The organism is Croceicoccus sp. YJ47, from assembly GCF_016745095.1.
GTDB lineage: Bacteria > Pseudomonadota > Alphaproteobacteria > Sphingomonadales > Sphingomonadaceae > Croceicoccus.
The window spans coordinates 2070733-2082875 of the sequence record NZ_CP067087.1; the positions used below are offsets into that span (position 1 = coordinate 2070733).

The 12143-nt window shown below is 65.5% G+C and carries 13 protein-coding genes; 7 read left to right on the forward strand and 6 right to left on the reverse strand.

Translation table 11 applies throughout. The features are described 5' to 3' along the window. Position 1: 1 nt before the first annotated feature. Positions 2-847, reverse strand: a complete 846-nt coding sequence (locus JD971_RS10125; protein WP_202083113.1) for a hypothetical protein — start codon at positions 845-847, stop codon at positions 2-4. After that, positions 847-2046 carry a toxic anion resistance protein gene (locus JD971_RS10130; RefSeq protein WP_202083115.1) on the reverse strand — a complete coding sequence of 400 codons (1200 nt, stop codon included), beginning with the start codon at positions 2044-2046 and terminating at the stop codon, positions 847-849. Before JD971_RS10130 ends, JD971_RS10125 begins: the two co-directional genes overlap by 1 nt. Positions 2047-2223: 177 nt before the next feature. Here JD971_RS10130 and JD971_RS10135 point away from each other — a divergent pair, with 177 nt between their 5' ends. After that, on the forward strand, positions 2224-2352 hold the full coding sequence (locus tag JD971_RS10135; protein ID WP_202083117.1) for an entericidin A/B family lipoprotein: 129 nt from the start codon (positions 2224-2226) through the stop codon (positions 2350-2352). Positions 2353-2375: 23 nt separating this feature from the next. Here JD971_RS10135 and JD971_RS10140 read toward each other — a convergent pair whose 3' ends face one another. Together JD971_RS10140 and JD971_RS10145 are read right to left on the reverse strand one after the other, a co-directional pair. Next, a complete protein-coding gene (locus JD971_RS10140) occupies positions 2376-4205 on the reverse strand; it encodes a glycoside hydrolase family 15 protein (RefSeq protein ID WP_202083119.1) in 1830 nt (609 codons plus the stop codon). 80 nt (positions 4206-4285) lie between these two features. Further along, on the reverse strand, positions 4286-5560 hold the full coding sequence (locus JD971_RS10145; protein ID WP_202083120.1) for a sodium:proton antiporter: 1275 nt from the start codon (positions 5558-5560) through the stop codon (positions 4286-4288). 130 nt (positions 5561-5690) lie between these two features. Between JD971_RS10145 and JD971_RS10150 the strand changes: the two genes are divergently transcribed. Then, positions 5691-6998: a TIGR00341 family protein gene (locus JD971_RS10150; protein WP_202083121.1), complete on the forward strand. Its 1308-nt coding sequence runs from the start codon at positions 5691-5693 to the stop codon at positions 6996-6998. Next, the gene (locus JD971_RS10155) at positions 6988-7239 is read left to right on the forward strand and encodes a hypothetical protein (protein ID WP_202083122.1); all 252 of its coding nucleotides are present in this window, start codon (positions 6988-6990) and stop codon (positions 7237-7239) included. Before JD971_RS10150 ends, JD971_RS10155 begins: the two co-directional genes overlap by 11 nt. A 74-nt stretch (positions 7240-7313) precedes the next feature. Here the strand turns inward: JD971_RS10155 and JD971_RS10160 are convergent, their stop codons facing one another. Beyond that, entirely contained in the window at positions 7314-9074 is a 1761-nt protein-coding gene (locus JD971_RS10160) for a fatty acyl-AMP ligase (protein WP_202087547.1), read from the reverse strand. 298 nt (positions 9075-9372) lie between these two features. On the opposite strand from JD971_RS10160, the gene JD971_RS10165 reads away from it, so the two are divergent. The 4 genes from JD971_RS10165 (at position 9373) to JD971_RS10180 (ending at position 11450) form a co-directional block, all read left to right on the forward strand. Further along, on the forward strand, positions 9373-9897 hold the full coding sequence (locus JD971_RS10165; protein ID WP_236672391.1) for a regulatory protein RecX: 525 nt from the start codon (positions 9373-9375) through the stop codon (positions 9895-9897). Positions 9898-9900: 3 nt separating this feature from the next. Next, positions 9901-10407 (forward strand): DUF192 domain-containing protein, encoded by a 507-nt coding sequence (locus JD971_RS10170; protein WP_202083125.1) that lies wholly within the window; start codon positions 9901-9903, stop codon positions 10405-10407. 66 nt (positions 10408-10473) lie between these two features. Continuing rightward, complete coding sequence (locus JD971_RS10175) at positions 10474-10872, forward strand: NADH:ubiquinone oxidoreductase subunit NDUFA12 (RefSeq protein ID WP_202083127.1); 399 nt, start codon at positions 10474-10476, stop codon at positions 10870-10872. After that, a complete protein-coding gene (locus JD971_RS10180; RefSeq protein ID WP_236672042.1) occupies positions 10869-11450 on the forward strand; it encodes a DUF2155 domain-containing protein in 582 nt (193 codons plus the stop codon). Before JD971_RS10175 ends, JD971_RS10180 begins: the two co-directional genes overlap by 4 nt. Here JD971_RS10180 and aat read toward each other — a convergent pair. After that, positions 11378-12094 (reverse strand): leucyl/phenylalanyl-tRNA--protein transferase, encoded by a 717-nt coding sequence (gene aat, locus JD971_RS10185; protein ID WP_202083129.1) that lies wholly within the window; start codon positions 12092-12094, stop codon positions 11378-11380. The genes JD971_RS10180 and aat overlap by 73 nt on opposite strands. Positions 12095-12143 lie beyond the last annotated feature (49 nt).

Sequence of the window (12143 nt, forward strand, 5' to 3'; positions counted from 1 at the left end):
TTCAATTCCTTGTTCGGTCGGTCGGGTCGGTCGCCGACGGAAGCGCGGTGCCGCGTGCGCCCGCATCCGTCAAGGGCACACCATTGTCCGCGCCCAGTGCGGTCGCCGATGCATCGGGCAGGGCGGCGACATCCTGACCATAGCGGTAGTCGAGAAATTTCGTGCGAATGGCGAGATCGTCGATCGCCCCCTCGGCGAGTTGCCGGGTCACGCTGTCGATCTCGGCGCTGATCCGCGAAAGCCCATCGGTGACCTGCTGTGCGGGCGTGGTGCCGCCGTCGCGCGCATCCTGCCTCAGATGCGGGGGTATCGCGGTATAGCTCGACACCATTTCGGGCAGATGTTCGGTGACGAGCTTGCGCACCTCGCGCATGGCGGGCGTGTTTTCGTCGAGCCCCTCCATCTGCACGCCCAGCCCGTCAAGTTGCGCCCCTATGGTGTCGAGGATAGGCACCGCCGGGGCGGGCAGGGCGGCCCGCTTCCCCTCGAGCCACAGCTCCGTCCGCGCGACCGTCTGCCGCAGATCGCCGCGCGACAATGTTTCGCGGCGCGGCATGTCCATCTTGGGGAACTTCCACAACACGGCCATGACGACGATGATGGCCAGCACGGTGAGGAAAAGCCCCTCGAACCCCAGCGCGCCCACGAACAGCCCGATCCCCATCGCCGCGATGACGATGGCGAACACCGCGACGAATATCCGCGTCAGCCGCGATTTCGCGTGTTTCGCCTTCAGCCGGGCGGAACCCTCGCCGATCGAACGCCGGCGCCCGCCCGCGCGATTGTCGGCGAGGCTTTGCCGCGCGCCGGACATGATCCGGTCGGCCTCGTGCGTGCTGTCGGCCATCAGCCCTCGATGCTCAGCGGGGAGGCGGCGGTCTCTATCTGCGCCTGCGAGGCGCCTTCGGCCCGCGCGATATAGCCGCGCGATTTTTCCACCTCGTCGGACAGCGTGTCGACGGTCTGCTTCATGCTGTCCAATGCCTTCAGCTTGAACGTGTCGATATTGTCCATCGTGTCATAGATATTCTGAAACGCGCGCTGGAGCGTTTCGAGCGGGATCGTGCTCGACGCGGCCTGTTCGTGGATCTTGCCGGTCTGTTCGCGCAGGAGCGTGCCCGTGCTGTCGATGAGGCCCGCGGTCGTTTCGTTCAATGCGGTGATCTGGCCGAGCACGAGACGCTGATTCGTCATGGCCTGCGCGACGGTGACGGCGGTGCGCAGCGCCGCGACGGTGGTCGTGCTGGCCCGGTCGACGCCCTTCACCAGCTCGACATTGTTCTTTTTGACAAGGTCGAGCGCAAGATAGCCCTGTACCGATACCGCCATCTGGGTGAGCAGATCCTGCGTGCGCTGCCGCGTGTAGAACAGCGCCGTTTCGCGGATCGCCTTCGCCTTGGCGGGATCGGAAATGTCGAGATCGTTCGCCGCTTCCTCCAGCCGGGCGTCCAGCGTCTTCGAAATATGGATCATCTGCTCCAGATCGCCCATCGCGGCCCACAGCTTCTGCCGCTCCACGTCGATGGCGGCATTGTCCATCAGCAATTCGTCCTTGCCCGATGCGAGCCGGCCCAGAATCGCCTGAATATGCCCTTGGGACGAGGTATAGCTGTCGAAATAGTTCTTCAGCTTGTTGCCGAAGGGGATGATGCCCAGAATCTTGCGCGGACCCGACAGCTTGCCCTGCCGGCCGGGGTCCAGCTCCTCCACCGTCCGGCGCAATTCGGCAAGATCGTTGCCGACGCCCGTATCCTTGTCCATCGCGCGGACCGGCCGGTCGAGAAAGCGGTTCGATTGCCCCGCCGCCGCGGCGATCTCCTTGCGGCCCATATTGGTGAGCTGGTCGACCTTCTTGCCGAATTCGGGCGAATTGGCGTCCTCGGCGATGAGGCCGGAGACAAAATCGTCGACCTTTTCATCGAGCTTCGATTTCTTCTCCTCCGATACAGGGACCAGCCCGGCCGCCTTTTCGGGCTTCACCTCGGGAACGGGCGCGGGCGCCTCCAGCGTCAGCTCGTCGGCGGTGGCGGTCTTGGTGTCGGCCATGGTCATCCTGTCGGCTTGGGCGCGCCGCGCCCGGTTTCGATCCACTGTATTAGCGGTGTAAGACACATGATTCAAGCGAAACGCGGTGCCGGCAACGCGCGCCGCATCGTTCGCTTTGGGTTCATGTCGCTGAAGGCTATGCCAGTCGTCTCATCAATTGATTGGATATGACCCATCATGATTCGCAAGACCGTAATGATCGCCGCCCTTGGCGCACTCGCCTTCGGCCTGACCGCATGCAACACCATCAAGGGCGCGGGCCGCGACATTCAATCCGTCGGCGAGGCCGGCAACGACGCCATCTGACGCGTTACGAAAGCTGGAGCGGATCAGCGATATTCGTTCCAGCTTTTCGTGAGCATGACCGCGCAATTGATGATCCCGACCAGCGAATAGGTCTGCGGATAATTGCCCCATAGCTCGAGCGTGTTCGGCTCGATATCCTCGCTCAGCATGCCGGCCCCGGTGCGGCGGGCCAGCATCGTCTCGAACAAGGTCCGCGCCTCTTCCTTGCGCCCGGTGAGATGCAGCGCCTCGATCAGCCAGAAGGTGCAGACGTTGAACGCGGTATGCGGCAGGCCGAAATCGTCCTGCGTGTCGTAGCGCAGCATGTTGTCGCCCCGGCGCAGCGCCTTTTCCAGCACGGCGAGCGTCGAATGAAACTTCTCGTCATCCTTGGAGATGAACCGGAGGTCGAGCAGTTGCAGCAGGCTGGCGTCGCGCTCGTCCCCGTCGAAGGTGGCGGCGATGGCGCCTGTTTCCGCGTTCCAGCTGCGAGCCATGATCTCGTCGCGCATGGTCGCGGCGTGACCCATCCAGTATTGCTCCCGCTCATCGAGGCCGAGCTGCTGCGCCGCGTGGGCGAGCCTGTCCGCCGCGGCCCAGCACATCGCCGCGGAATAGGTGTGGATATGCTTGGAATTGCGCAATTCCCACAGTCCCGCATCGGGCGTGTTCCACACCTTGAGCGCGCGTTCCCCCACCCGTTCGAGCGAGGCGAAATCCTCCGCCCCCGAAATGCGCAGCAGGCGATTGTCGGCAAAGGCCTGCGCCGATGACAGCACGATCTGCCCGTAGGCGTCATGCTGAATCTGCCGCCAGGCGTCGTTGCCGACCCGCACCGGTCCCATCCCGCGATAGCCGGCGAGATGCTCCGCCTCCCATTCCAGCAGTTCGGCATTGCCGCGCACGTCGTAGAGCGGCTGAATATGCCCGCCCTGCGCGCTGTCGACGATATTGCGTAGATAGCCGAGATAGCTTTCCAGCACGTCGAGCGCGCCGATGCGGTTCAATGCCTGCACCGTGTAATAGGCATCGCGGATCCAGCAATAGCGATAGTCCCAGTTGCGGCCGCTGTCCGCATGTTCGGGGATGGATGTCGTCATCGCCGCGACGATGGCGCCCGTATCCTCGTGCTGACACAGCTTGAGGCCGATGGCCGCGCGAATGACCGCGTCCTGCCATTCGAAGGGGATGGCAAGCCCGCGGACCCAGTGACGCCACTCGTCCGCCGTGCGGGCCAGCATGTCGCCGATCCCGCTCGACAGCGAGGTGGAGAAGCTTTCGTCCGGGCCGAAGAAGAAATGCATCTGCTTTTCAAGGCGGAACGGCGTTTCCTGTTGCACCAGCCCGACCGGCGCGTCGGTGGTCATCCGCATCGCCATGGCGGGGTGGCGATAGGTGATGTGGCTCGACCCGAAACTGCGCTCCGGCTGTTTCGCGCCCCATTCGCTCGCGGGGCGGAGCGCCATGCGCATGCGCGGGCTGCCCGCCGTGGGGCGCACGATCCGCACGAAGGCGACCGGGCGATACATGCGGCCCTTGTCCCGAAAGCGGGGGCAGAAATCGAGCACTTCCATCGCATTGCCGTCATCGTCGGCAAACTCGGTCTTCAGGATCGGCGTGTTGCGGATATAGGATTGCCGCACCACGCGCCCGCCTTCGAGCGCGATTTTCCAGAACCCCTTCGCCGCCGCGGGATCATCCTGCGTATCGACGAGCGAGGAGAAGATCGGATCGCCGTCGATCCGGGGCAGGCAGGCCCAGGCAAACGTGCTGAAACGATCGACCAGTGCCGAAGCCTGGCAATTGCCGATCGGCCAGAGTTCGAGATCCGCTTCGGCGGAGGGGAAGGCGGCGTTCTGATTCGTCTGGGTCATTACCCTCTGCAATAAGGGCCGTGCCCGCGATGTGAAGCCGCCGGGGCAAATTTATCGCATTGCAGCATGCCGCGCCGGGATCAGAACGGCAGCGCGCCGTGCCCTGTATCCTCCTCGGTTTCGGCGCGTTCCACCGCCGCGCCCGCGGTCAGGCCGTGCACCACCGCCGACAGCAGGATGGCAAGTGTGACGATCGCCCAAAGCTCGCCCTCGTTGTCGAACTCGATATGCGCGGCGGCATAGCCCAGATAGTAGATCGAACCGATCCCGCGCACGCCATAGGCCGCGACCACGAGCCTGTCGCGCCCCTTCATCCCCGTGCCGAGCAGCGCCAGCATGCCCGCCGCGGGCCGGATGACGAAGATGAGCGCAGCCGCGATGAGCGCGGTGGTCCAGCTCAATTCTCCCACGAGTACCGGGAAAAGCCCGCCGACCAGCACGAGCAGAATGGCGGTCAGCCCATGCTCGATCGATTCGTTGAACGCATGCAGCCGGCCATGAAACTCGTGATCCTGCTCCACCCGGCGCAGGGTCGCACCGGCGGCAAAACACGCGATAAATCCGTAACCTTCCACCAGCTCGGTGATGCCGTAGGAAAAGAGCACGCCCGCAAGCGCAAGGACCGCCGAACCCGTCTTTGCCAGCGGATTGCCCCGCGGCATCGCGAAAAGGAACCGCGACAGCAGCCAGCCGACCGCAATCCCGCCCAGCGCGCCCACCGCGATGCGATAGACCACGTCGAGCGCCAGCCATTGCAGCCATTCGCCAGCAGACGGAATGCCCGTCGCACCGAGCAGCAGGCCGAGATAGACGAACGGAAACGCCAGCCCGTCATTCAGCCCGGCCTCGGCGGTCAGCGCAAAGCGCACCGGATGTTCGCCGCCTTCGGTGGGCGGGCCGACCTGAATATCGCCTACCAGCACCGGGTCCGTCGGCGCCAGCACCGCGCCCAGCAGGACCGCGCCCGCCACGGTCAGCCCCGCCGCCGCCCAGCCCAGCAGCGCGATCGCCGCAATGGTGAGCGGCATGGCGATGACCAGCAGCCGGATCGTCGGTTTCCACCGCTCCAGATTGGTGACGCAGTCGATCTTTATCCCCGCACCGAACAGCGCGATGATGACCGCCATCTCGCTCGTCAATTCCCAGAAGCGCGGCGATGTGCGCGGGTCGACGACATCGGGCAATCCGGGGATGAGCGCAAATCCCGCCATGCCCAGTCCGATCAGCAGCGCCGATGCGGCCGGTTCCCGATTGGAGAAATAGCGGGGCAGCCAATAGGCGAGGATAATTGCCGCCCCGGCCGTCGCCAGCGTGACGTGATAGGGGTCGAGCCCGTAAAATGCCTTTTCATCCATCTGTGTATCGGAACGTCGCAACCGCGTTTTTGTGCCGGTCGGGTGCGCGCGGATGGACACGGGCCGTGCGCCCGCGATAAATGCCCGTCAATTCGCGCGCCATATCCCGTGCGCGGCAACGGAGATTCGAGTGGTCGATCAATCCGACGCGATCGAAAAATCGCGCGAAAGTTTTCAGGGCGTGCTGCTGTCTTGGCGGCTGTGGTGGCGCCATTCCGTGGTCGCCTCGGTCGATCAGGGCGCGGTGATCGAGGAACGGCGCGAAGAGGCGATCATGTCCGCGCGCTATTTGTTCATGCTGGCCATGTCGGCGGGCATTGCGGTGCTCGGCCTGTTGCTGTCATCGCCGGCGGTGGTCATCGGCGCGATGCTGCTTTCGCCGCTCATGGGGCCGATCATCGGGCTGGGCTTCGCGCTGTCGACGGGGGATTACAACTGGCTGCGCAAGGCTTTGCGCGCGCTCGTCATCGGGTCGGTGCTGTCGATTGCGTTTTGCGGGCTGATCGTGGTGCTCTCGCCGTTGCAGACGGTGACCCCCGAAATCGCCAGCCGCACGCGGCCCAATCTGTTCGACCTGCTCGTGGCGCTGTTTTCCGCCATGGCGGGCGCCTATGCGATGATCCGCGGGCGGGCGGGCACGATCGTCGGCGTCGCCATCGCGACGGCGTTGATGCCGCCGCTGGCCGTGGTGGGGTTCGGGCTGGCGACGTGGAACTGGACCGTGTTTTCGGGCGCGCTGCTGCTCTACGTGACGAACCTTGTCACCATTGCGCTGACCGCGATGATCATGGCGCGGCTTTACGGGTTTCGCGCGAATCTGTCGGAGAACAAGACCCGGCTGCAGGATTTCATCGTCGTGGCGGCGTTCATCGCGCTCGTCATCCCGCTTGCCCTGTCGCTGCGTCAGATCGCGTGGGAGGCCAATTCGCAGCGGCTCGTCAACGGGGCGATCCTCGATGCGTTTCCCGATGCGGCGCGCGTGTCGCAGATCGACATCGATTTCAAGTCCGACCCCATCCGCATCACCGCGACCGTGCTCACCCCGGAGATCGAGAACGGGGCGGAGGAACGCTCGATCCGCCGGCTCCAACCGCTTGCTGGAGGCGCCGGTCACCTTGCAGCTCGACCAGTTCCGCGTCGGCACCAGCGCCACCGCGGCGGAGGAAGCGCAGATCGCCGCCGCCAATGCACAGGAGCGGGCCGCGAGCGACCGCACGGTGCAGGATCTGACGGAGCGGATGGCGCTCATCGCGGGGGTTTCGGGGGACGACGTGCTGATCGACCGGGATCGCCGCCGGGCCACGGTCCGTGCGCGCCCGCTCGACGGGGCGACGCTGTCGGCCTATCGGCAGCTCGAACGGCGCATCGCGCAAAGCGTGCCCGAATGGCGGATCGAGCTGATCCCGCCGGCCCGCGCGCTACCGGAGGTGACGTTTGAGGACGGGGCGCCGACGGATGCGGGCCGCGATGCCATCGCGCTCATCGGCTGGGCGGGGCAAAGGATCGACGCGCCGATCGCGCTATCGGGGGGCGAGGAGAATATCGCCGCCGTGCGGGAGCGGCTGTCGCCGGCGGTGCGCGTCGTCGAACGGACGGGCGGGGGCGCGAATGTGACCGCGACATGGGCGCCCGTCGATACGGTGATTTTGGAGGAGGCGGAGACGCCGCCGGCTGCGTGATACTGTCGTGGTGACGGTGCCCTCATGACCGGGGGGAACGCCGCGGTTCCGGCGTTCCCTCGGTCATCCTGCGCTCAGGCCGCGATGGCGTAGGGTTCGATCTCGCCTTCGAGGTAGAGCTTCTTCGCCTTCGCCCGGCTGAGCTTGCCGCTGCTCGTGCGCGGCAGGCTCTTGGGCGGCACGAGTTCCACGACGCAGTTCATGCCGGTGATGGAGCGCACCTTGTCGCGGATAGTATCGCGCAGGCGCACGCGCTCATCGGGATCCGATACGCGGCAATGGACCAGCACGGCGGGTGCTTCCTCGCCATCCTTCGTCTCGACCGAGAAGGCGGCGATGTCGCCCTGGTGGAAACCGGGCAATTGTTCGACTGCCCATTCGATATCCTGCGGCCAGTGGTTCTTGCCGTTGATGATGATCATGTCCTTCGCGCGGCCCACGATGAACAGATAGCCGTCCGCCATGTATCCCATGTCGCCGGTGTCGAGCCAGCCATCGACGAGACAGGCATCGGTCGCCTCCTCGTCGCGGAAATAGCTGTGCATGACCGACGGGCCGCGGCACCACACCTTGCCGATGACGTGATCGCGTTGCGGCTTGCCATCCTCGCCGCGGATTTCGACGTCCATGTCACGCACGGGTTTGCCGCAATTGACGATGGCACGATACCGGGCCGGGCGCGACAGGTCGCGCGGGCTGCCCGAAAGCCGTTCCTCTTCGACCAGCTCCACCCGGATGCCTTCGCCCGGCGGCATGATGGTCACGGCGAGCGTGGCCTCGGCGAGGCCGTAGCTGGGGTTGAACGCCTGCGCCCGGAAACCGGCATCGGCAAAGGCGTTGACGAAATTCTGCATCACGTCGGGCCGAATCATGTCCGCGCCATTGCCCGCCACGCGCCAGCGCGACAGGTCGAACCGGTCGGCGACCGAAGACTGGCTCGAAATGCGGCGGGCGCAGATGTCGTACCCGAAGGTCGGCGAATAGGAGAGCGTCGTGCCGGCATTCCGGCTGATGAGATCGAGCCAGGCAAGCGGACGGCGGGCGAAATCCTCGGTCTTGAGGTAATCGCCGGACACCTGGTTCGCGATGAGCGAGAGGAAACAGCCGACCAGCCCCATGTCGTGATACCACGGCAGCCAGCTGATGCAGCGGTCGCCGTCGGTGACCTGCATGCCGTGCGAATGGTAAGCCAGATTGTTGAGCAGCGCCCGGTGCGTCACCGCGACGCCGTGCGGGAAACGGGTCGATCCGCTCGAATATTGAAGATAGCAGATATCGTCCGGGTCGAGCGTGGGAAGCGGCCCTTCGACCACGTCGCGCGTCGCAAAATCGGACCAGGCAATGCCGCGCACGCCCTGACGCTCGCACGCGGCCTCGGTCATCTGCGCGATTTCCGCGGGGTAGAACAGGACGAGCGGGTCGCTGCTCGACAATTGGACGGCGAGCTGGTCGATATAGCTGTCCTTGCCGCCAAAGCTCGTCGGGAGCGGCAGCGGCACCGGCCACGCGCCCGCATAGATCGCGCCGCAGAACAGCGCGGCGAATTCCGCCCCGGTTTCGGCGATCAGCGCGACCCGGTCGCCCGGTTTCACCCCGTCGGCGACGAGCCTGTGCGCCATGGCCAGCGCATCGCTCCGCAATTCGGAAAACGGGTAGGGCCGCAGCAGGCGCCCGCGCGCATCGTGAAAATTGAGCCCGCGAACCCCTTGCGCCGCATAGTCGATCGCATCGGCGAAGGTCGCGAAATCGGCGAAACGACGCGGCAGCGCATCATCGTTCGGCGTGGGCGTCAATTCGGAAGTTTCACGGGTCCCGGCCCCGGCGTTGTGCGTCATGACGCTGTAGCTTTTCCCGTCCAGTATGTTCTTCATCATCCGGCCTTAGCCTATCGACCGCTGAACGCCGTATGAAACCGGCGTCCGTGTCGTCCTCTCCCACCGGTCCCGTATGCGGTTTGCCCGAAATTCGCTTGCCGGGCAAATAATTGCAGCGACCGACGTTCCCATTCCAGCGGCAGTGTGGCACGATTATGGCACGATGAAAGACGAAAGCGCCCGTTATCCACGCCAGCGCCAACGCGCAAGAGTGCCAAGGCCGCCGCCAAGCCCGCTCACCAATCAGCGATTGAACGAAATGGCTCTGGCCTATGTCGCGCGTTTCGCGACGACGGCGCGCAAGCTGCACGATTACTGTCGCCGCAAATTGCGCGAGCGTGGCCTTGCCGAGGGGGAGGAGACGCCGGACATCGACGCGCTGGTCGCGAAATTCGTCGCCAACGGATGGGTCAATGACGAGGAATTCGCGCGCGCCAAATCGGGCAGCCTGCTGCGCCGCGGATATGGCGGGCGGCGGGTGAATGCCGCGCTCGACGCCGCGGGTGTGGCCGCGGGCGACCGCGCGGGGATCGCCCCCGGCGAGGCGCGTGCCGCCGCGCTGCGCATGGCGGAAAAGAAACATTTCGGCCCCTTCGCGCGCGACGGCGTGCCGCCTGCGGACCGGGCGGTGCGCGAAAAACAGGTCGCCGCCATGCTGCGTGCCGGGCATTCGCTGGACAGCGCGCGCAATCTGGTCGATGCGAGCGACATGGAATCGGCGCGCGACTGGGCCAGCGCGCTCGACGATGGCGTGGATGGCCCGGTGCACAGTTTCGAGGATTGACGAATGCGCAAAGGTTTCGCTCTTTTCGCCGGTGTCGCGCTGACGCTCGGTGCCTGCTCCGCCCCCGGCGACGCGCAGACCGAGCGCAGCGCCGCGACGCAGCAAAGCGCGGTCCATGCCGAATCGGGGCTGCCGCTCGTTCCCCTCACCATTGAATCGGGCGGGCGGACGCATCGTTTCACCGTCGAATATGCGGCGAGCGACGAGGATCAGCGCAAGGGCCTGATGTTCCGCACCGAACTCGGTCCTGACGAAGGCATGCTGTTCCCGAATGGGACGCCGCAGCAGCGCAGCTTCTGGATGAAGAACACGGTCATTCCGCTCGACCTCATCTTCATCGCGCCCGACCGCACGATCGAATCCATTGCCGCCGATGCGGTGCCCTATTCTCTGGATCCGATCCCGTCGCAAGGGGCGGTCGTGGGCGTCCTCGAACTGGCCGGGGGACGCGCGGCGGAACTGGGCCTTTCGCCGGGCGACGCGATCGACTGGCGCGCGCCGGGGCAATAGCGCGGTTTCATGGGGCGCGATGGCGTGTTGCGCGCCGCGTCACATGCCGCTAATCGGACAGGCACGATGAGCATTCTTTCCAAGATCTTCACCTGGTGGGACGGCGCCACCATCGGCACGCTGTTCGATAGCTGGAAACACGGCGAACAGGTCGGCACCGATGCGCAGGGCAATCGCTATTTCCGCGCGAAAAAGCCCGATGCCCGCGGACGCGAACGCCGCTGGGTCATCTACGAAGGCGCCAATGACGCGAGCCGGGTGCCGTCCGAATGGCATGGCTGGCTGCACGGCAGTTTCGATGGCGTGCCCGAAAGCCATCTTCCGCCGTCGCGTATCTGGGAGGTGGATTACACGCCCAACCGGACCGGCACGCTGGACGCATACCGCCCCAAGGGCGCGCTGGAGCAGGGCGGCGTGCGCGCCAAGGCGACCGGCGATTACGAAGCATGGTCGCCCGACCAGTGATTCGCAGCCCGGTCCGGCTCGCATGGCTGTGGCTCGGCTGCGCGGGGCTTGCGCTGTCGGCTTGCGACGGCGCGGATGCCCCCGGCGAGGACGCCGAGACCGAGACGGCCGAACCTGCGCCATCGCCCACCCCGCCGCAGTCCTCGACCGACGAGAACGAGATGATTTCGGCCGATGATGGCGACATGGCGGCGGATCTCGACCTGCCGGGCGGGACGCCGATGGCGGAACGCGTCGCGACGATCGGCCTGCTTAACAAGCGCAACAATATCACGCGCGACATTACGCTTTCGCCGGGGGAGCAGGAGCGGGTCGACGATGTCGTCATCCGCCTGCGCGCATGCGAACGCACCGCCCCGTGGGAGGCGCAGCCGGAAACCGGCGCCTTCGTGCAATTCCTGACCAAGACGCCCGAAAGCGACGACGACAATCCGCGTTTCCGCCGCGTCTTTTCCGGCTGGCTGTTCAAGAACAGCCCGTCACTGAACGTGGTCGAACATCCGATCTACGATGTCTGGGTCAAGGATTGCGCAATGTCCTTCCCCGGCGAGGAAGAGCCGGACACGAGCGAGGAATAACCTTCCGGCAACGTGGCGTGGTCGTCGCCGGCGCGCGATGCCTGTCGCACCAGTTCCAGATATTGCGATTGGGGGAGCGGCACCGCCCCCATGCTTTCCAGATGGCTCGTCATGAATTGGCAATCGAGCAATTCCAGGCCCGCGGCCCGCATCGCCGCGACGAGCCAGCACAGCGCGACCTTCGATGCGTCGGAGACCCGGCTGAACATCGATTCGCCGCAGAACACCCGGTCGAACGCCACGCCGTAAAGCCCGCCGACCAGCCGCCCGTCCTGCCAGCATTCGAAGGAATGGGCGTGTCCCTGGCGATGGAGCAGGCGGTAGCTCGCCGCGATCCGGTGGCTGATCCAGCTTTCGCCATCTTCGTTGTCCGGGTCAGGCCGCGGCGCGGCGCATGCATCGACCACGTCGGCAAACGCCGCATTGCAGGTCACGCGGAACCGTTCGCGCCGCAACGTCCGCGCGAGCGAGCGCGACACGTGCAGCGCGTTCAACGGGATGATCGCCCGTTCGCGCGGTTCGATCCACATGATTTCGGGATCATCACGCGCATCCGCCATGGGAAAGACCCCGCTGCGATAGGCGAGGAGCAGCAATTGCGGGTCGATGATCCCGGTGTGGTCGGAGGTGAGCGTTCGGGTCATGGCCTGCGATAATGGCGCATGGCTGCGCACGTGTCACCCGTCGGGGCGG

Excerpts from the sequence above, each read along its gene's own strand:
- JD971_RS10165 (WP_236672391.1), top strand. The coding sequence starts at position 9,373 with ATGGCTCTGGCCTATGTCGCGCGTTTCGCGACGACGGCGCGCAAGCTG.
- JD971_RS10130 (WP_202083115.1), bottom strand. The coding sequence starts at position 2,046 with ATGGCCGACACCAAGACCGCCACCGCCGACGAGCTGACGCTGGAGGCG.
- JD971_RS10170 (WP_202083125.1), top strand. The coding sequence starts at position 9,901 with ATGCGCAAAGGTTTCGCTCTTTTCGCCGGTGTCGCGCTGACGCTCGGT.
- JD971_RS10175 (WP_202083127.1), top strand. The coding sequence starts at position 10,474 with ATGAGCATTCTTTCCAAGATCTTCACCTGGTGGGACGGCGCCACCATC.
- JD971_RS10160 (WP_202087547.1), bottom strand. The coding sequence starts at position 9,074 with ATGACGCACAACGCCGGGGCCGGGACCCGTGAAACTTCCGAATTGACG.
- JD971_RS10135 (WP_202083117.1), top strand. The coding sequence starts at position 2,224 with ATGATTCGCAAGACCGTAATGATCGCCGCCCTTGGCGCACTCGCCTTC.
- JD971_RS10145 (WP_202083120.1), bottom strand. The coding sequence starts at position 5,560 with ATGGATGAAAAGGCATTTTACGGGCTCGACCCCTATCACGTCACGCTG.
- JD971_RS10125 (WP_202083113.1), bottom strand. The coding sequence starts at position 847 with ATGGCCGACAGCACGCACGAGGCCGACCGGATCATGTCCGGCGCGCGG.
- JD971_RS10140 (WP_202083119.1), bottom strand. The coding sequence starts at position 4,205 with ATGACCCAGACGAATCAGAACGCCGCCTTCCCCTCCGCCGAAGCGGAT.
- aat (WP_202083129.1), bottom strand. The coding sequence starts at position 12,094 with ATGACCCGAACGCTCACCTCCGACCACACCGGGATCATCGACCCGCAA.